The following is an 18,519-nucleotide window of genomic DNA, read 5'->3' on the forward strand; positions in this document are numbered from 1 at the left end:
GGAACGGCGGGGCGGGCGCCGCATAGACTTCCGTGGTCCCTCGCAGCAGCAGCAACCGTAGGAGCACACCGATGTCCGAGGCCCCCGAGACCAGCCCCGCCGCCTCCCGCCGCACCCTGCTCTGCGGGGCCGCGGCCGTCCTGGCGGCCGGCGGCACCGTGGCGGTCAGCGGATGCTCGTCCTCGTCCTCCTCCGACAAGGGCGCCCTCAAGGGCCCCGTCGACCTCGGCCCGGCCTCGGCCGTGCCGGAGGGCGGCGGCAAGGTCTACCGCGAGCAGAAGATCGTGGTGACCCAGCCCACCGCCGGCCAGTACAAGGCGTTCAACGCCCGGTGCACCCACGCCGGCTGCCTCGTGGACCAGGTGAAGAACGCCCAGATCCAGTGCCCCTGCCACGGCAGCCGCTTCGCCATCGCCGACGGCGCCGTGCAGGACGGACCGGCCTCCACCCCGCTGCCCGCCTACACCGTCACGGTCGAGGGCGGCAACCTCAAGGTGACCCCGAGCTGACCGAGTTGACCGCCTCACGACCGCCACGGTTCCCCTTGACGATCTCCGCCCCGTGGCCCCGGCCGCAGTCGGTACGGTGGACCCATGGCTGACCCGAGCACCTACCGCCCCGCGCCCGGTGCGATCCCGACGTCCCCCGGCGTCTACCGGTTCCGTGACGCCCACGGCCGGGTCATCTACGTCGGCAAGGCCAAGAGCCTGCGGCCGCGCCTGTCCTCCTACTTCCAGGACCTGGCCGGCCTCCACCCGCGCACCGCGACCATGGTCACCACCGCCGCCTCGGTGGAGTGGACCGTGGTCGGCACCGAGGTCGAGGCGCTCCAGCTGGAGTACTCCTGGATCAAGGAGTTCGACCCGCGGTTCAACGTCAAGTACCGCGACGACAAGAGCTATCCGGAACTCGCCGTCACCCTCAACGAGGAGTACCCGCGGGTCCAGGTGATGCGCGGGGCGCACAAGAAGGGCGTGCGCTACTTCGGCCCGTACGGCCACGCCTGGGCGATCCGCGAGACGGTCGACCTGCTGCTGCGCGTCTTCCCCGTCCGCACCTGCTCCAACGGCGTCTTCAAGCGCGCCCGCCAGGTCGGCCGGCCCTGCCTGCTCGGCTACATCGGCAAGTGCGCCGCGCCCTGCGTCGGCAAGGTCTCGGCGGACGAACACCGGGCGCTGGCCGAGGACTTCTGCGACTTCATGGCCGGGCGCACCGGCAACTACCTGCGCCGGCTGGAAGAGCAGATGCGCGAGGCCGCCGCCGACCTGGAGTACGAGAAGGCGGCCCGGCTGCGGGACGACATCGGCGCCCTCAAGCGCGCGATGGAGAAGAACGCCGTCGTGCTCGCCGACGCCACCGACGCCGACCTGCTGGCCGTCGCCGAGGACGAACTCGAAGCCGCCGTGCAGATCTTCCACGTCCGCGGTGGCCGGGTGCGCGGCCAGCGCGGCTGGGTCACCGACAAGGTCGAGGACGTCGACACCGCCGGCCTGGTCGAGCACGCCCTCCAGCAGCTCTACGGCGGCGGCGAGTCCGTCCCGCGCGAGGTGCTCGTCCCCGCCCTGCCCGACCCGGTGGAGCCGGTCCGCGAGTGGCTCGGCGGCCTGCGCGGCAGCCAGGTCGACCTGCGCGTCCCCCAGCGCGGCGACAAGAAGGACCTGATGGCCACCGTGCAGCGCAACGCCCAGCAGGCGCTCGCGCTGCACAAGACCAAGCGCGCCTCCGACCTCACCACCCGCAGCCGCGCCCTCCAGGAGATCGCCGACGCGCTGGAGCTGGACTCCGTCCCGCTGCGCATCGAGTGCTACGACATCTCCCACCTCCAGGGCGAGGACGTGGTCGCCTCCATGGTCGTCTTCGAGGACGGCCTGGCCCGCAAGAGCGAGTACCGGCGCTTCCAGATCAAGGGCTTCGAGGGCCAGGACGACGTCCGCTCGATGCACGAGGTGATCAGCCGGCGCTTCCGCCGCTACCTCCAGGAGCGCGAGCAGACCGGCGAGTGGGCCGTCCCCGAGCCCGAGGAGGGCCCCTTCGAGGACGGCCGGCCCGAGGACGGCCCGCGCACCGAGGACGGCCGCCCCAAGCGCTTCGCCTACCCGCCCCAGCTGCTGGTCGTCGACGGCGGACAGCCGCAGGTCGCCGCCGCCAGGCGCGCCCTGGACGAACTCGGCATCGACGACGTCGCGCTGTGCGGCCTGGCCAAGCGCCTGGAGGAGGTCTGGCTGCCCGGCGAAGACGACCCGGTGGTGCTGCCCCGCTCCAGCGAGGGCCTCTACCTGCTCCAGCGGGTCCGCGACGAGGCGCACCGCTTCGCGATCAGCTATCAGCGCAACAAGCGTTCCAAGCGACTCACCGCCGGGGAACTGGACTCCGTCCCGGGCCTCGGCGAGACTCGCCGCCGGGCGCTGCTCAAGCACTTCGGTTCGCTGAAGAAGCTCAGGGCCGCCACCGTGGACGAGCTCTGCGAGGTACCCGGCATCGGACGCCGCACCGCGCAGACTGTTGCGGAGGCGTTGTCGTCCCGTACACCCGCCGCACCCGCGGTCAACACCGCGACCGGCGAGATCATCGAGGACGGGGTCGACGAGACTACCGAGCCGGTGGCAGCAGCACCCCAGACCGCACCATCCCAGGAGACGCCATGACGGCCGACGCCGCCCGTCAGCCGGTGTGCCCCGGCCCCGCCCGCCTGCCCGGGCCGGGGAAGGGCGGCCGAGCCGTACGCGTTCTCCCCAGCAGAAAGACCGAGAGCGGGGAACCGAAGTGACCGTGTCAGACGTGGCCGAGAACGCGCCGGAGCTGGTGATCATCTCCGGCATGTCCGGAGCCGGCCGCTCCACCGCCGCCAAGTGCCTGGAGGACCTCGGCTGGTTCGTGGTGGACAACCTGCCGCCGGCCCTGATCCCGACCATGGTCGACCTGGGCGCCCGTTCCCAGGGCAACGTCGCCCGGATCGGCGTGGTCGTGGACGTCCGCGGCCGGCAGTTCTTCGACGACCTGCTCACCTCGCTGGACGAGCTGGAGAAGCGCGGCGTCCGGCTCCGGGTCGTCTTCCTGGACTCCTCCGACGAGGCGCTGGTGCGCCGCTTCGAGAGCGTCCGCCGCCCGCACCCGCTGCAGGCCGACGGCCGGATCGTGGACGGCATCGCCCAGGAGCGCGACCTGCTGCGCGACCTGCGGGGCGAGGCCGACCTGGTGATCGACACCTCCAACCTCAACGTGCACCAGCTGCGCGCCAAGCTGGACGCCCAGTTCGCCGACCACGACGAGCCCGAGCTGCGCGCCACCGTGATGTCCTTCGGCTTCAAGTACGGCCTGCCCGTCGACGCCGACCTCGTGGTGGACTGCCGCTTCCTGCCCAACCCGCACTGGGTGCCCGAACTGCGGGCCCGCACCGGCACCGACGCGGACGTCGCCGACTACGTCTTCCAGCAGCCCGGAGCCAACGAGTTCCTGGACGGTTACGCCCAGCTGCTGCGCGTCATCACCGAGGGATACCGCCGCGAGGGGAAGCGCTACATGACGCTTGCCGTAGGCTGCACCGGTGGCAAGCACCGCAGCGTCGCCATGTCCGAGCGTCTGACCAAGCGTCTCATCGCCGACGGAGTCGAGACGGTGCTCGTCCACCGTGACATGGGACGGGAGTAACCGCCGCCTCCCTGCCGGGCCCGCCGGCGGAGCGGTCGGCGGGCCGAGGAACGCGAGGTGATTGTGGCGGGATACGTGCCCGGGCGGCAGCCGCAGAGCAGGACCGGTGACCGGGCGGGCAGCCCGGCCCGGCCCACGGCGCCGGGCCGCCCGCGCAGCAGTCCCGCCCGCACCAATCCGGCGCCCAGGATCGCCGCGCTCGGCGGCGGGCAGGGCCTGTCCGCCTCGCTGTCCGCGCTGCGCCGGCTCACCACCGACCTCACCGCCGTGGTCACGGTCGCCGACGACGGCGGCTCCAGCGGTCGGCTGCGCGAGGAGCTCGGCGTGCTGCCCCCCGGCGACCTGCGCAAGGCGCTGGCCGCGCTGTGCGGGGACGACGACTGGGGCCGCACCTGGTCCGAGGTGATCCAGCAGCGCTTCACCGGCAACGGCGAGCTCGGCGGCCACGCCGTCGGCAACCTGCTGATCGTCGCGCTCTGGGAGAAGCTCGGCGACCCGGTGGCGGCACTGGACTGGGTCGGTCGGCTGCTCAACGTGCAGGGCCGGGTGCTGCCGATGTCGGCGGTGCCGCTGGACATCGAGGCGACCGTCCGCGGCCACGACCCGCGGCACCCCACCGAGGTCACGGCCGTCCGCGGCCAGGCCGACGTCGCGGTGACCCCGGGCACCGTGCAGTCGATCCGGCTGCTGCCGGACGGGCCGCCCGCCGTCCCGGAGGCGGTCACCGCCGTCCGGGAGGCGGACTGGGTGGTGCTCGGCCCCGGCTCCTGGTTCACCAGCGTGCTGCCGCACCTGCTGGTGCCCGACCTGGCCAAGGCGCTCACCGAGACCCGCGCCCGCCGCCTGCTCACCCTGAACCTGGCCCCCCAGCCCGGCGAGACCGAGGGCTTCACCCCCCAGCGTCACCTGGAGGTCATCGCCGACCACGCTCCGGACCTCGCGGTGGATGCGATCCTGGTGGACGAGCGCGCCGTCACCGGCGGGGCCTTCGGCCAGGCCGACCTGGACGGCCTGGAGAAGGCCGCCGAGCGGATGGGCGCGGCTCTGGTACTCGGCTCGGTGGCCCGCACCGACGGGACGCCGCGACACGACCCCGAGCTGTTGGCGGCAGCGTACGACCGGATTTTCCGGACACATGGAAGGATCGGGCCATGGCGATGACTCCAGCGGTGAAGGACGAGATCAGCCGGCTCCCGGTCACCCGGGCCTGCTGTCGCAAGGCGGAGGTGTCGGCGATCCTGCGGTTCGCGGGCGGGCTGCACATCGTGAGCGGCCGCATCGTGATCGAGGCGGAGCTGGACACCGGAGCGGCGGCACGGCGGCTGCGCAAGGACCTGCTGGAGATCTTCGGGCACTCCTCGGACCTCGTGGTGATGGCTCCCGGCGGGCTGCGCCGCGGCAGCCGTTTCGTGGTCCGGGTGGTCAAGGACGGCGAGCTGCTCGCGCGCCAGACCGGGCTCGTGGACGGCCGCGGCCGCCCGATCCGGGGCCTGCCCCCGGCGGTCGTCTCGGGGGCCACCTGCGACGCCGAGGCGGCCTGGCGCGGGGCCTTCCTGGCGCACGGCTCCCTCACCGAGCCGGGCCGCTCCTCCTCGCTGGAGATCACCTGCCCCGGCTCCGAGGCCGCCCTCGCCCTGGTCGGCGCCGCCCGCCGGCTCGGCATCCCGGCCAAGGCCCGCGAGGTGCGCGGTGTGGACCGGGTGGTGATCCGCGACGGCGACGCGATCGGCGCCCTGCTGACCCGGCTCGGCGCGCACGAGTCGGTGCTCGCCTGGGAGGAGCGCCGGATGCGGCGCGAGGTGCGGGCCACCGCCAACCGGCTGGCCAACTTCGACGACGCCAACCTGCGCCGCTCGGCCCGCGCCGCGGTGGCGGCCGGCGCCCGGGTGGCCCGCGCGCTGGAGATCCTCGGCGACGAGGTGCCGGAGCACCTGGCCGCGGCCGGCCAGCTGCGGATGCAGCACAAGCAGGCCTCGCTGGAGGAGCTGGGCGCGCTCGCCGACCCGCCGCTGACCAAGGACGCGGTGGCCGGCCGGATCCGCCGGCTGCTGGCGATGGCGGACAAGCGGGCCTCCGAGCTCGGCCTGCCGAGCACCGAGGCGAGCCTCACCGACGAGATGGCGCTGAACTGACGCTCACGCTCCGTGACGAACACACGGCCGGCGCCCCGATCCGGGGCGCCGGCCGTCGGCGTTCCGGGACCGCCGTCCGGCCGCTTCCCGGACGGGGTCGCGGACGGCGTCCCGAACGGGTTTCCGGACCCGCCGGCACACCCGAATTGGTAGAGACCACTGGCCCGGGACCAACTGCCCGGCGGAGCAAGGCCGGACGGCCTGAAATCGGGTTTCGGCCGCGCCACGCCCGGTCTCGGCAGGCGGTGCGATGTGCCGTGCGAGGCCCCGGAGGGGTAGGGTCGTAGGCGGTCGGGGACTTCCCAAATCTCACCCCCGTCGGGCCTCGCGCCCGGCGTACCTAACGAGGAGATCGGTTCGTGACGATCCGGGTAGGCATCAACGGCTTCGGCCGCATCGGCCGCAACTTCTTCCGCGCGGTCAAGGCCCAGGGCGCGGACATCGAGATCGTCGGTGTCAACGACCTCACCGACACGAAGACCCTGGCTCACCTGCTCAAGTACGACACCACCCTGGGTACCTTCCCGGGCGAGGTCTCGCACACCGCGGACAGCATCACCGTCGACGGCCACACCTTCAAGGTGACCGCCGAGCGTGACCCCGCGAACCTCCCGTGGGCCGCCCTGGGCGCCGACATCGTCGTCGAGTCCACCGGCATCTTCACCAAGGCCGAGGCCGCGAAGAAGCACCTCGCCGCCGGCGCGAAGAAGGTCATCATCTCGGCGCCCGCCACCGACGAGGACGTCACCATCGTCCTGGGTGTCAACGACGACAAGTACGACGCGGCCAACCACCACGTCATCTCCAACGCCTCCTGCACCACCAACTGCGTGGCGCCGATGGCGAAGGTGCTGAACGAGAGCTTCGGCATCGTCAAGGGTCTGATGACCACCGTCCACGCGTTCACCAACGACCAGGTCACCCTGGACTTCCCGCACAAGGACCTGCGCCGTGCTCGTGCGGCCTCGCAGAACATCATCCCGACGTCGACCGGTGCCGCCAAGGCGACCGCCCTGGTCTTGCCGGAGCTGAAGGGCAAGCTGGACGGCACCTCGCTGCGCGTCCCGGTCCCGACCGGCTCCATCACGGACCTGGTCGTCACCCTGGAGCGCGAGGTCACCAAGGACGAGGTCAACGCGGCCTTCCAGAAGGCCGCGCAGGAGGGCCCGCTCAAGGGCATCCTGGCCTACACCGAGGACCCGATCGTCTCCTCGGACATCGTGAACGACCCGGCCTCCTGCATCTTCGACTCCAGCCTCACCATGGTCCAGGGCAACCAGGTCAAGGTGCTCGGCTGGTACGACAACGAGTGGGGCTACTCGAACCGCGTCGTCGACCTGGTCGCCCTCGTCGGCGGGCAGCTCTGACCTTGCGGGAGCTGACGTGATGTAGGGGCGAGGGCCCGGACGGCGTACGGTGCCGACCGGGCCCTCGTTCCGCGCTCAAGGACTTCTCAGGCGGCCCCTGCGCCGTGCCGCCTCACTGCGCATCAACCATCTCCCCAGGAGAAACCGAATCCCCGTGAAGACCATCGAAGAGCTCATCGAAGCCGGTATCGAAGGCAAGCGCGTCTTCGTGCGCGCCGACCTGAACGTGCCGCTGGAGGGTGACACGATCACCGACGACGGCCGGATCCGCGCCGTCGCGCCGACCATCGCCAAGCTGGCCGCGGCCGGCGCGAAGGTCGTCGTCGCCTCGCACCTCGGCCGCCCCAAGGGCGCGCCGGACCCGGCGTTCTCGCTCGCCCCGGCGGCCAAGCGCCTCGGCGAGATCCTCGGCAAGGACGTCGCCTTCGCCACCGACACCGTCGGCGACAGCGCGAAGGCCGTCGTGGCCGCGCTGGCTGGCGGCGAGGTCGCGCTGCTGGAGAACCTGCGCTTCAACGCCGGCGAGACCAGCAAGGACGACGCCGAGCGCAAGGCCTTCGCCGAGCAGCTGGCCGCGCTGGCCGACCTGTACGTCGGCGACGGCTTCGGCGCCGTGCACCGCAAGCACGCCTCGGTGTACGACCTGCCGGCCCTGCTGCCGCACGCCGCGGGCGACCTGATCGCCACCGAGGTCGGCGTGCTGAAGAAGCTCACCGAGGACGTCGCCCGCCCGTACGTGGTGGTGCTCGGCGGTGCCAAGGTCTCCGACAAGCTCGGCGTGATCGACAACCTGCTGAAGAAGGCCGACCGGATCCTGATCGGCGGCGGCATGGCGTACACCTTCCTCAAGGCCAAGGGCCACGAGGTCGGCATCTCGCTGCTGCAGGAGGACCAGATCCCGACCGTCCTCGGCTACCTGGCCGAGGCCGAGCAGCGCGGCGTCGAGTTCGTGCTGCCGGCGGACGTCCTGGTCTCCGCCGACTTCCCGGACCTCAAGACCAAGGCCCCGGCGAACCCCTCGACCGTCGACTCGGACAGGATCCCGGCCGACGAGGAGGGCCTGGACATCGGCCCGAAGACCCGCGAGCTGTACGCGGCCAAGCTGGCCGACGCGGGCACGGTGTTCTGGAACGGTCCGATGGGCGTCTTCGAGCACCCGGACTACGCGAACGGCACCCGGGCCGTCGCCCAGGCCCTGATCGACAGCAACGCGTTCACCGTGGTCGGCGGCGGCGACTCCGCCGCGGCCGTCCGCATCCTGGGCTTCGACGAGAACGCCTTCGGACACATCTCGACCGGCGGTGGCGCCAGCCTCGAGTACCTGGAGGGCAAGACCCTCCCCGGTCTCGCCGCTCTGGAGGACTGAAACACATGACCGACCGTCTCCCGCTGATGGCGGGCAACTGGAAGATGAACCTCAACCACCTCGAGGCCATCCAGCACACCCAGAAGCTGGCCTTCGCGCTGGCCGACAAGGACTACGAGGCCGTCGAGGTCGCCGTCCTGGTGCCGTTCACCGACCTGCGCTCGGTGCAGACCCTGGTCGACGGCGACAAGCTGAAGATCAAGTACGGCTCGCAGGACATCTCGCAGCACGACGGCGGGGCCTACACCGGCGAGGTCTCCGGCCCGATGCTGGCCAAGCTCAAGTGCACCTACGCGGTGATCGGCCACTCCGAGCGCCGCCAGTACCACGGCGAGAACGAGGAGATCGTCAACGCCAAGGTGAAGGCCGCCTACCGCGCCGGGATCACCCCGATCCTGTGCGTCGGCGAGCCGCTGGAGATCCGCAAGGCCGGCACCCACGTCGAGTACACCCTGGCGCAGCTGGACGGCGGCCTGGCCGACGTCCCGGCCCACCAGGCCGAGTCGATCGTGGTCGCCTACGAGCCGGTCTGGGCGATCGGCACCGGCGAGGTGGCCACCCCGGAGGACGCGCAGGAGGTCTGCGCCGCCATCCGCAAGCGGATCGCCGAGCTGTACGACGCCGAGCTGGCCGGCAAGGTCCGGGTGCTGTACGGCGGTTCGGTGAAGTCGTCGAGCGCGGCCGGTCTGATGGCCAAGCCCGACATCGACGGCGGCCTGGTCGGCGGTGCCTCGCTGGACGCCGACGAGTTCGTCAAGATCGTGCGCTACCGTGAGCAGGCAGTAGGCTAACGCCGCCGCAGCAACGTAGGCTTTGGGGCCGGACCGCCGTACGCGGCCCGGCCCCTTCGCCGAAGATACGAGAGAGTTGGTCCCGTCGTGGTTCTCGGGTTCTCGATTGCCCTGATCATCTTCAGTCTGCTGATGATCCTGCTCGTGCTGCTGCACAAGGGGAAGGGCGGCGGCCTGTCCGACATGTTCGGCGGTGGCGCGATGTCCACCGGCGGCGGCTCGGCGGTGGCCGAGCGCAACCTGGACCGCATCACCATCGTGGTCGGCGCGGGGTGGTTCGCGTGCATCATCGTCCTGGGCCTGGTGCTGAAGTACCAGAGCTGACGTATCCCTGACGCCCCGTCGCCCGAGCGCCTATCCTGGGACGGTCGGGTGCGGAGGCGATGGTGGCGGATGCTTAACTCCTGCTTACACTAGGACGACTTTCGCCACCGACGCGCACCGCGGCGGGTCGGCGCACCAGTACGCAGGGAGTCAGACCGTGGCAAGTGGCAATGCCATCCGTGGCAGCAGGGTCGGGGCCGGCCCGATGGGCGAGGCGGAGCGCGGCGAGTCCGCCCCGCGCAACCGGATCTCCTTCTGGTGCGCGAACAAGCACGAGACCCGTCCCAGCTTCGCCGCCGAAGCGGCGATCCCGGAGACCTGGGACTGCCCGCGCTGCGGCTTCCCCGCGGGGCAGGACCAGCACAACCCGCCGGCGCCCTCGCGCAACGAGCCGTACAAGACCCACCTCGCCTACGTCCGTGAGCGGCGCACCGACGCCGACGGCGAGGCGATCCTGGCGGAGGCGCTGGCGAAGCTCCGCGGCGAGATCTGAGCGAACGGCTCCGGCCCGGACAGCGGCAACAGCACGAAGGGCGCCACCGTCGAACGACGGTGGCGCCCTTCGGCGTTGCCGGATCCGGTTACGCGGAGGCCGGCGGGTAGAGCTGCGGCGGGATCCGCTCCGCGGCGGCACGGTCCAGCAGCCACAGGGTGCGGCTGCGGCCGTACGCGCCGGAGGCGGGCGCCTGGAGCTCGCCGGGGCCGGACAGGGCCAGCGCGACCGCGCCCGCCTTGTCCTCGCCGGCGGCCAGCAGCCAGACCTCGCGGGCGGTGCGGATCGCCGGGAGGGTGAGCGAGATGCGCACCGGCGGGGGCTTGGGGGCCCCGCGGACGCCGACCACGGTCAGCTCGGTCTCCCGCACGCCCGGGTGCTCGGGGAAGAGCGAGGCGACGTGGGTGTCCGGGCCGACGCCGAGCAGCAGCACGTCGAAGGCCGGGACGCCGAGCCGGTCGCCCGGCCCGGCCGCCTTCGCCAGCTCCTCGGCGTAGCGGGCGGCGGCGGCCTCCACGTCCGAGCCGTCCACCCCGTCCGAGGCGGGCATCTCGTGCACCCGCGCCGGGTCGAGCGGGACGGCGTCCAGCAGCTCGGCGCGGGCCTGGACGGCGTTGCGCTCCGGGTCGGCGGCGGGCAGGAAGCGCTCGTCGCCCCACCAGAGGTCCAGCCGGCCCCAGTCGACCGCGTCGCGCGCCGGGGAGGCGGCGATCGCGGCCAGCAGGGCGTTGCCGTTGCGACCGCCGGTGAGCACCACCGAGGCGCTGCCGCGGGCGGCCTGGGCGTCCACGATCCGGGTGATCAGCCGGGCCGCGGCCGCCTGGGCCATCAGCTCCTTGTCCCTGTGGACGACCAGCTGCGGGGTCGCGTTGGTCATGCGCCTTCCTTGGTGGTGCGCTTGCCGGCGGCCTTGCGCGCGGGCTTGCGCTCCGCGGCCTCGGCGGTCACCCGGTCCGGGTTGGCCACGGCGGCCTCGGCGGCCTCCTCGACGGCGACCTCGGCCTCCTCGGCGACCTCGCGGGCGACCTTCTCGGCCGCCTCGGTCTCGGCGTTGACCGGTTCCTGCAGCCGCTCGACGGGCGTGCGCACGGCCGTCGCGTAGATGTCGTCCGGGTCCAGGCGGCGCAGCTCCTCGGCGATCAGCTCCGAGGTCTCGCGCCGCTTGAGCGCCACCTGGCGGTCCGGCGAGCCGGGCATGGACAGCGTGCCCAGCAGGCCGTCCGGGCGGTCCAGGGTGATGTCCCCGTCCTTGGTGCGCAGGTGCACCGCGGTGATGCCGGGGCCGTTGGTGACGACCCGCTCGACCGGCACGCGCAGCCGGTTGGTCAGCCAGAGGCCGAGCAGCTCGACGCTGGGGTTGTAGGACTCGCCCTCGACGACCGCGGAGACGATCGTGGACGGCCGCTGGTCCAGCGCGGCGGCCAGCATCGAGCGCCAGCCGGTGATCCGGGTCCAGGCCAGGTCGGTGTCGCCCGGGGTGTAGCTCTGGGCGCGCTGGGCGAGCTGGCCGACCGGGGACTCCGCGGTGACGGCGTCGGTGATCCGGCGCTGGGCGATCGAGCCCAGCGGGTCCTGCGCCGGGTGGTGCGGCGCGTTGTCCGGCCACCAGACGACGGTCGGGGCGTCCGGCAGCAGCAGCGGCAGGACCACCGACTGGGCGTGCGAGGCGAGTTCGCCGTGCATCCGCAGGACGACCGTCTCGCCGGAGCCGGCGTCCGAGCCGACCAGGATCTCGGCGTCCAGCCGGGTCTCGGCCCGCGCCCGGGGCGAGCGCCCGGCGCGCTTGATCACCGCGAGGGTGCGCATCGGGTGCTCGCGGGAGGCGTCGTTGGCGGCCTTGAGGGCGTCGTAGGCGCTGCCCTCGTCGGTCACTATCACCAGGGTGAGCACCATGCCGGCGGCGCCGGAGCCGCGGGCCCGGCGCGCCTCCATCAGCGCGGCGTTGATCTTGCTGGACGTCGTGTTGGTGAGGTCGATCTTCATGGCCGGCGCCAGCTCCTGCCGTCTCGTGCGAGCATCTCGTCCGCCTCGACGGGGCCCCAGGTCCCCGCCGCGTACTGGGCGGGCTTGCCGTGGCTGTCCCAGTACTTCTCGATCGGGTCGAGGATCTGCCAGGAGAGCTCGACCTCCTGGTGGCGCGGGAACAGGTTGGCGTCGCCGAGCAGCACGTCGAGGATGAGCCGCTCGTACGCCTCCGGGCTGGACTCCGTGAAGGACTCACCGTAGGCGAAGTCCATCGTGACGTCCCGGACCTCGAAGGAGGTGCCCGGCACCTTGGAGCCGAACCGCACCGTCACGCCCTCGTCCGGCTGGACCCGGATGACCAGGGCGTTCTGCCCCAGCTCCTCGGTCGCGTAGGAGTCGAAGGGCAGGTACGGGGCGCGCTGGAAGACGACCGCGATCTCGGTGACCCGGCGGCCCAGGCGCTTGCCGGTCCGCAGGTAGAACGGGACGCCCGCCCAGCGCCGGTTGTTGATCTCCAGCTTGATGGCCGCGTAGGTGTCGGTCTTGGACTCGGGGTCGATCCCGTCCTCGTCCAGGTAGCCGACGACCTCCTCGCCGCCCTGCCAGCCCGAGGCGTACTGGCCGCGCACGGTGTGCCGGCCGAGGTCGGCCGGGAGCTTGACGGCGCTGAGCACCTTGAGCTTCTCGGCCACCAGCGCCTTCGGGTGGAAGGAGGCGGGCTCCTCGATGGCGGTGAGCGCCATCAGCTGCAGCAGGTGGTTCTGGATGACGTCACGGGCGGAGCCGATGCCGTCGTAGTAGCCGGCCCGGCCGCCGATGCCGATGTCCTCGGCCATGGTGATCTGCACGTGGTCGACGTACGACCGGTTCCAGATCGGCTCGAACATCTGGTTGGCGAAGCGCAGCGCCAGGATGTTCTGGACCGTCTCCTTGCCCAGGTAGTGGTCGATCCGGAAGACCTCGTCCCGGGGGAAGACCTCGTGGACGACCTTGTTGAGCTCCTGGGCGCTCTCCAGGTCGTGGCCGAAGGGCTTCTCGATGACCGCGCGGCGCCAGGAGCCCTGCGGCGGATCGGCCAGGCCGTGCTTCTTGAGCTGCTGGACGACGGTCGGGAAGAACTTCGGCGGGACGGACAGGTAGAAGGCGAAGTTGCCGCCGGTGCCCTGGGCCTTGTCCAGCTCCTCGATGGTCTCGCGCAGCTTGTCGAAGGCGTCGTCGTCGTCGAACGTCCCGTGGACGAAGCGCATGCCCTTGGCGAGCTGCTGCCAGACCTCCTCCCGGAACGGGGTGCGGGCGTGGTCCCGGACGGCGTCGTGGACCTCCTTGGCGAAGTCCTCGTCGTCCCACTCGCGGCGGGCGAAGCCGACGAGGGAGAAGCCCGGCGGAAGCAGACCGCGGTTGGCCAGGTCGTAGATGGCCGGCATCAGCTTCTTGCGGGACAGGTCGCCGGTGACCCCGAAGATGACCAGACCGGACGGCCCCGCGATGCGCGGGAGCCGTCGGTCGGAGGGGTCACGAAGCGGGTTGACGGCCGCGGGCGGGAGATCGTCCGCGTCCGATTCCGACGTCAACTCGGGGAAATCAGTGCTCACTTGATGGGCTCCGCTTTCGTGCGCTGGCTGTGAGCAGGGGTCACTTCTCGTCGGCGAAGGAGGCGAGCGAGGCGGTGACGGTGTCGAGCAGTTCATTCCAGGACTGCTCGAACTTCTCGACGCCCTCGTCCTCCAGGAGCTGCACGACGTCGTCGTAGTCCACGCCGGCGGCGGCGATCGCGTCCAGCACGGCCTTGGCGTCGGCGTAGTTGGGGACGATGGTGTTGCCGGTGACCACGCCGTGGTCGGCGGTGGCGTCCAGGGTGGCCTCGGGCATCGTGTTGACGGTGCCGGGGGCGACCAGCTCGGTGACGTACAGGGTGTCCGGCAGGGCCGGGTCCTTGACACCGGTGGAGGCCCACAACGGACGCTGCGGCTTGGCGCCGACGGCCTCCAGGGCGGCCCAGCGGGCGTTGCCGGCGGTCTTGCCGTCGACGCTGCCGAAGACCTCCTCGTACGCCTGGTACGCGAGGCGGGCGTTCGCCAGCGCGGCCTTGGAACGCAGGTTCCTGGCCTCGCCGCCGATCTTGTCCAGGCGCTTGTCGATCTCGGTGTCCACGCGGGAGACGAAGAAGGAGGCGACCGACTCGATCTGGGAGAGGTCCAGGCCCTTGGCCTTGGCGGCCTCCAGACCGGTCAGGTAGGCGTCGATGACGGCCTTGTAGCGCTCCAGCGAGAAGATCAGCGTGACGTTGACGCTGATGCCCTTGCCGATGACCTCGCTGATCGCGGGCAGGCCGGCCTTGGTCGCGGGGATCTTGATGAAGACGTTCGGGCGGTCGACCAGCCACCACAGCTGCTTGGCCTCGGCCACGGTGGTGACGGTCTCGTGCGCCAGGCGGGGGTCGACCTCGATGGAGACCCGGCCGTCGCGACCGTTGGAGGCGTCGTAGACGGGGCGCAGCACGTCGGCCGCGTCGCGCACGTCCGAGGTGGTGATCATGCGGATCGCCTCGTCGGTGGTGACCTTGCGGACGGCGAGGTCGCGCAGCTGGCCGTCGTAGGAGTCGTCGCCGGCGCCGGCGATGGCCTTCTGGAAGATGGTCGGGTTGGTGGTCACGCCCACCACGTGCTTGTTCTGCACCAGTTCGGCCAGGTTGCCGGAGTTCAGCCGCTTGCGGCTGAGGTCGTCCAGCCAGATCGCAACGCCTTCGTCGCTGAGGCGCTTCAGTGCGTCAGTCATGGTGCTTCAGTCCCTTGTTCTTCTTGCTTCGTGGGGTGGTCGGAGGGGGCCGCGTGCCCGCGTGCGGGCGGGCACGCGGCCCGGAGCCGCTAGCGGTTGACGGCCTCGAGGGAGCGCAGGGCGTTGTGGGCCTCGGCCACCACGCGCTCGGCGGTGATGCCGAACTCCTCGAACAGCACCTTGTAGTCGGCGGAGGCGCCGAAGTGCTCCAGCGACACGATCCGGCCGTGGTCGCCGACCAGCTCGCGCCAGCCCTGGGCGATGCCGGCCTCGACCGACACCCGGGCCTTGACCGACGGCGGCAGCACGCTGTCGCGGTAGGCCTGGTCCTGCTCCTGGAACCACTCGAAGGACGGCAGCGAGACCACCCGGGTGGCGATGCCCTCGGCCTCCAGCACCTCGCGGGCCTGGACGGCCAGCTGGACCTCGGAGCCGGTGCCGAGCAGGATCACCTGCGGGGCCCCGGTGGAGGCCTCGGCCAGGATGTAGCCGCCCTTCGCGGTGCCCTCGGCGGAGCCGAAGACCTCGCGGTCGAAGGTCGGCACGCCCTGGCGGGTCAGCGCCAGGCCGACCGGGCCGGGGTGGCTGGTCTGGCGCTCGATGACGGTGCGCCACGCGACGGCGGTCTCGTTGGCGTCGGCCGGGCGGACCATGGCCAGGCCCGGGATGGCGCGCAGCGCGGCCAGGTGCTCGACCGGCTGGTGGGTCGGGCCGTCCTCGCCGAGGCCGATCGAGTCGTGCGTCCAGACGTAGGTGACCGGCAGCTTCATCAGCGCGGCCAGGCGGACGGCCGGGCGCATGTAGTCGGCGAAGACCAGGAAGGTGCCGCCGTACACGCGGGTGTTCCCGTGCAGGGCGATGCCGTTCATGGTCGAGCCCATGGCGTGCTCGCGGATGCCGAAGTGGATCGTCCGGCCGTAGGAGCTGGCCGACTTCAGCGGGTTGCCCTCGGGGAGGAAGGAGCTGTCCTCGTCGATGGTGGTGAGGTTGGACTCGGCGAGGTCGGCCGAGCCGCCCCACAGCTCCGGGATCACCGCGCCGAGGGCCTTGAGGGTGTCGCCGGAGGCCTTGCGGGTCGCGACGTCCTTGCCGGCCGGGAAGGACGGGACGGCCTTCTTCCAGCCCTCGGGCAGCTCGCCGGCCTGGATCCGGTCGAACTCGGCGGCGGCCTGCGGGTGGGCGGCGCGCCAGGCGTCGAAGCCCTGCTGCCACTGGTCGCGGGCGGCCTTGCCGCGCTTGATGACCTGGCGGGCGTGCTCGATGACCTGGTCGCTGACCTCGAAGGTCTTCTCCGGGTCGAAGCCCAGGACCTTCTTGGTGGCGGCGATCTCGGCGGCGCCGAGCGCGGAGCCGTGCGCCTTGGCGGTGTTCTGGGCGTCCGGGGCCGGCCAGGCGATGATGGTGCGCATCGCGATCATCGAGGGCCGGGAGGTCTCGGCCTTGGCCGCGGCCAGCGCCTCGGCGAGGGCGGCCACGTCGATGTCGCCGTTGGCCTTCGGGGCGACCCGCTGGACGTGCCAGCCGTACGCCTCGTAGCGCTTGAGGACGTCCTCGGAGAAGGCGGTGTCGGTGTCGCCCTCGATCGAGATGTGGTTGTCGTCGTAGAGGGCGACCAGGTTGCCCAGCTTCTGGTGGCCGGCCAGCGACGAGGCCTCGGCGGAGATGCCCTCCTCCAGGTCGCCGTCGGAGACGATGGCCCAGATGGTGTGGTCGAACGGGGACTCGCCGGCCGGGGCCTCGGGGTCGAACAGGCCGCGCTCGTAGCGGGCGGCCATCGCCATGCCGACCGCGTTGGCGATGCCCTGGCCGAGCGGGCCGGTGGTGGTCTCTACGCCGGCCGTGTGGCCGTGCTCGGGGTGGCCGGGGGTGCGGCTGCCCGCGACACGGAAGGCCTTGAGGTCGTCCAGCTCCAGGCCGTAGCCGGAGAAGTAGAGCTGGGTGTAGAGAGTCAGGCTGGTGTGCCCGGGGGAGAGGACGAAGCGGTCGCGCCCGACCCAGGACGGGTCGGTCGGGTCGTGGCGCAGGAACCGCTGGAAGATCAGGTACGCCGCCGGGGCCAGCGACATGGCCGTCCCGGGGTGTCCGTTGCCGACCTTCTGGACGGCGTCCATGGCCAGGACCCGCGCGGTGTCGACCGTGCGCTCGTCCAGATCGGTCCACTCGAATGCGTTCGTCGGCGCAGTGCTCACCCTGTCTCAGGGCTCCTTCCGTTGTGAAGAGTGACCCCGTGAATGGGGACCGGGTCGGCCACGGCGCTGTGGTCCCGACGTTGGGTGGTGCCGGTCACGGAGGGTAGATCCCGCTTCTGCGTGCGAGCCTACCGTCCGGGTCACGGCTCACCCTCCGTGCTGGGACAACCGGCAATTCCGCACGCAGATTCCCACTGGGACGGTCGGACTGGATTTGTCCCAGACTCTCCCGATTCGCGGCCCCGCGCCGCTCCGGTGGTCAGGACGGGCGAGCGGGCCCCGGCAGAGGCCCCCCGGAGGGCCCCGACGGCCCCGCCCGGGCGGTTCACCCGGGGGTGTGCGTTACGCCTCGCCGGGGGACCCCGGAGCCGGATGCGATATATGGAGCGTCTATGGTGTCGTGGTACGCGCAGAGCGGACGATTCGGGACCCTTCGTTCCTGTGGACGCCTGCGAAGATTCATCTTCAGTTGGGGTGTTAGTGACCGCCGTCGAAACCCGTCCCGCCGGGGTCACCGGGGCGACTCCTGCGCGCCGGCCCTTCGGGGCCCGTGTCGGCGCGTTCGTCGCACTGACCAAGCCGCGGATCATCGAGCTGCTGCTGATGAGCACCGTGCCGGTGATGTTCCTGGCCCAGCAGGGCGTGCCGAACATGCTGCTGGTGCTGAAGGTCGTCGTCGGCGGCTACCTCTCGGCGGGCGGCGCCAACGCCCTCAACATGTACATCGACCGGGACATCGACGCGGTCATGTCGCGCACCGAGCGGCGCCCGATCGTCACCGGGATGGTCTCGCCGCGCGAGGCGCTGGTCTTCGGCGTCGTGCTCGCGGTGGTCTCGACCCTGCTGCTGGGCTACGGGGTCAACTGGCTGTCCGCCTGGCTGGCGCTGGGCGCGCTGCTGTTCTACGTGTTCGTCTACACGCTCGGGCTCAAGCGGCGCACCTCGCAGAACATCGTCTGGGGCGGCATCGCCGGCTGCATGCCGGTGCTGGTCGGCTGGTCCTCGGTGACCAACTCGGTCTCCTGGGCCGCGGTGGTGCTCTTCCTGGTGGTGTTCTTCTGGACGCCGCCGCACACCTGGGTGCTGTCGATGAAGGTCCGCGAGGACTACGAGCGGGCCGGCGTTCCGATGCTGCCGGTCATCAAGGGCAACGTGGCGGTCGGCAAGCAGGTCGTCGTCTACTCCTGGGTGATGGTGGCGGTCTCGCTGGCGCTCTGGCCGCTGGGGCACATGAGCTGGCTGTACCCGGTCGCCGCGGTGCTGCTGGGCGGGGCCTGGCTGCGCGAGGCGCACGCGCTGTACGGGCGGGCCAAGGCCGGGATCGTGGGCGCGAAGCTCAAGGAGATGCGGCTGTTCCACTGGTCGATCACCTACCTGTCGCTGCTGATGGTGGTCTGCGCGATCGACCCGTTCGTCAAGTAGAGACTCATGAGGAGAGCCCCGGTCCAGGCGGACCGGGGCTCTTCGCG

At 71.6% G+C, this 18,519-nt stretch carries 16 protein-coding genes; 11 read left to right on the forward strand and 5 right to left on the reverse strand.

Features of this window, described 5'->3' with window-relative positions:
- The first annotated feature begins 71 nt into the window (after positions 1-71).
- The 10 genes from ACZ5OX_RS21725 (at position 72) to ACZ5OX_RS21770 (ending at position 10,121) form a co-directional block, all read left to right on the forward strand.
- The gene (locus ACZ5OX_RS21725) at positions 72-509 is read left to right on the forward strand and encodes a Rieske (2Fe-2S) protein (protein ID WP_402405544.1); all 438 of its coding nucleotides are present in this window, start codon (positions 72-74) and stop codon (positions 507-509) included.
- A gap of 84 nt (positions 510-593) precedes the next feature.
- Entirely contained in the window at positions 594-2,645 is a 2,052-nt protein-coding gene (gene uvrC / locus ACZ5OX_RS21730; RefSeq protein ID WP_449807618.1) for an excinuclease ABC subunit UvrC, read from the forward strand.
- A gap of 118 nt (positions 2,646-2,763) precedes the next feature.
- Positions 2,764-3,648, forward strand: coding sequence for an RNase adapter RapZ (gene rapZ, locus ACZ5OX_RS21735; RefSeq protein ID WP_380455137.1), 885 nt, complete (start codon positions 2,764-2,766; stop codon positions 3,646-3,648).
- A gap of 63 nt (positions 3,649-3,711) precedes the next feature.
- Complete coding sequence (locus tag ACZ5OX_RS21740) at positions 3,712-4,809, forward strand: gluconeogenesis factor YvcK family protein (RefSeq protein ID WP_449789420.1); 1,098 nt, start codon at positions 3,712-3,714, stop codon at positions 4,807-4,809.
- Positions 4,800-5,780: a DNA-binding protein WhiA gene (whiA, locus tag ACZ5OX_RS21745; protein ID WP_360340925.1), complete on the forward strand. Its 981-nt coding sequence runs from the start codon at positions 4,800-4,802 to the stop codon at positions 5,778-5,780. Before ACZ5OX_RS21740 ends, whiA begins: the two co-directional genes overlap by 10 nt.
- Before the next feature lie 359 nt (positions 5,781-6,139).
- On the forward strand, positions 6,140-7,147 hold the full coding sequence (gene gap, locus ACZ5OX_RS21750) for a type I glyceraldehyde-3-phosphate dehydrogenase (protein WP_449789328.1): 1,008 nt from the start codon (positions 6,140-6,142) through the stop codon (positions 7,145-7,147).
- A gap of 154 nt (positions 7,148-7,301) precedes the next feature.
- Positions 7,302-8,513, forward strand: a complete 1,212-nt coding sequence (locus ACZ5OX_RS21755; RefSeq protein WP_465632104.1) for a phosphoglycerate kinase — start codon at positions 7,302-7,304, stop codon at positions 8,511-8,513.
- A 5-nt stretch (positions 8,514-8,518) separates the two neighbouring features.
- A complete protein-coding gene (gene tpiA / locus ACZ5OX_RS21760) occupies positions 8,519-9,304 on the forward strand; it encodes a triose-phosphate isomerase (RefSeq protein ID WP_449789330.1) in 786 nt (261 codons plus the stop codon).
- Positions 9,305-9,391: 87 nt separating this feature from the next.
- Complete coding sequence (secG, locus tag ACZ5OX_RS21765) at positions 9,392-9,628, forward strand: preprotein translocase subunit SecG (protein ID WP_449789331.1); 237 nt, start codon at positions 9,392-9,394, stop codon at positions 9,626-9,628.
- 205 nt (positions 9,629-9,833) lie between these two features.
- Positions 9,834-10,121, forward strand: coding sequence for an RNA polymerase-binding protein RbpA (locus ACZ5OX_RS21770; RefSeq protein ID WP_223245297.1), 288 nt, complete (start codon positions 9,834-9,836; stop codon positions 10,119-10,121).
- An 88-nt stretch (positions 10,122-10,209) separates the two neighbouring features.
- On the opposite strand, the gene pgl is transcribed toward ACZ5OX_RS21770, so the two are convergent.
- The 5 genes from pgl to tkt form a co-directional block, all read right to left on the reverse strand.
- Positions 10,210-10,998 carry a 6-phosphogluconolactonase gene (pgl, locus tag ACZ5OX_RS21775; protein ID WP_402405552.1) on the reverse strand — a complete coding sequence of 263 codons (789 nt, stop codon included), beginning with the start codon at positions 10,996-10,998 and terminating at the stop codon, positions 10,210-10,212.
- Positions 10,995-12,104 carry a glucose-6-phosphate dehydrogenase assembly protein OpcA gene (gene opcA, locus ACZ5OX_RS21780; RefSeq protein WP_465632107.1) on the reverse strand — a complete coding sequence of 370 codons (1,110 nt, stop codon included), beginning with the start codon at positions 12,102-12,104 and terminating at the stop codon, positions 10,995-10,997. Before opcA ends, pgl begins: the two co-directional genes overlap by 4 nt.
- On the reverse strand, positions 12,101-13,657 hold the full coding sequence (gene zwf / locus ACZ5OX_RS21785) for a glucose-6-phosphate dehydrogenase (protein WP_449789421.1): 1,557 nt from the start codon (positions 13,655-13,657) through the stop codon (positions 12,101-12,103). Before zwf ends, opcA begins: the two co-directional genes overlap by 4 nt.
- A 61-nt stretch (positions 13,658-13,718) precedes the next feature.
- The gene (gene tal, locus ACZ5OX_RS21790; protein ID WP_465632109.1) at positions 13,719-14,861 is read right to left on the reverse strand and encodes a transaldolase; all 1,143 of its coding nucleotides are present in this window, start codon (positions 14,859-14,861) and stop codon (positions 13,719-13,721) included.
- Positions 14,862-14,950: 89 nt separating this feature from the next.
- Positions 14,951-17,050, reverse strand: a complete 2,100-nt coding sequence (gene tkt / locus ACZ5OX_RS21795) for a transketolase (RefSeq protein WP_465632111.1) — start codon at positions 17,048-17,050, stop codon at positions 14,951-14,953.
- Between the two features lie 474 nt (positions 17,051-17,524).
- Between tkt and ACZ5OX_RS21800 the strand changes: the two genes are divergently transcribed.
- Positions 17,525-18,472: a heme o synthase gene (locus ACZ5OX_RS21800; RefSeq protein ID WP_465632113.1), complete on the forward strand. Its 948-nt coding sequence runs from the start codon at positions 17,525-17,527 to the stop codon at positions 18,470-18,472.
- Positions 18,473-18,519: the final 47 nt, after the last annotated feature.

Source organism: Kitasatospora sp. NPDC032121, from assembly GCF_055580145.1.

What these genes read in the sequence shown, in the direction of transcription:
- ACZ5OX_RS21725 (WP_402405544.1), top strand. Translation starts at nt 72, where the DNA reads ATGTCCGAGGCCCCCGAGACCAGCCCCGCCGCCTCCCGCCGCACCCTG.
- uvrC (WP_449807618.1), top strand. Translation starts at nt 594, where the DNA reads ATGGCTGACCCGAGCACCTACCGCCCCGCGCCCGGTGCGATCCCGACG.
- whiA (WP_360340925.1), top strand. Translation starts at nt 4,800, where the DNA reads ATGGCGATGACTCCAGCGGTGAAGGACGAGATCAGCCGGCTCCCGGTC.
- tpiA (WP_449789330.1), top strand. Translation starts at nt 8,519, where the DNA reads ATGACCGACCGTCTCCCGCTGATGGCGGGCAACTGGAAGATGAACCTC.
- ACZ5OX_RS21770 (WP_223245297.1), top strand. Translation starts at nt 9,834, where the DNA reads ATGGGCGAGGCGGAGCGCGGCGAGTCCGCCCCGCGCAACCGGATCTCC.
- pgl (WP_402405552.1), bottom strand. Translation starts at nt 10,998, where the DNA reads ATGACCAACGCGACCCCGCAGCTGGTCGTCCACAGGGACAAGGAGCTG.
- opcA (WP_465632107.1), bottom strand. Translation starts at nt 12,104, where the DNA reads ATGAAGATCGACCTCACCAACACGACGTCCAGCAAGATCAACGCCGCG.
- tal (WP_465632109.1), bottom strand. Translation starts at nt 14,861, where the DNA reads ATGACTGACGCACTGAAGCGCCTCAGCGACGAAGGCGTTGCGATCTGG.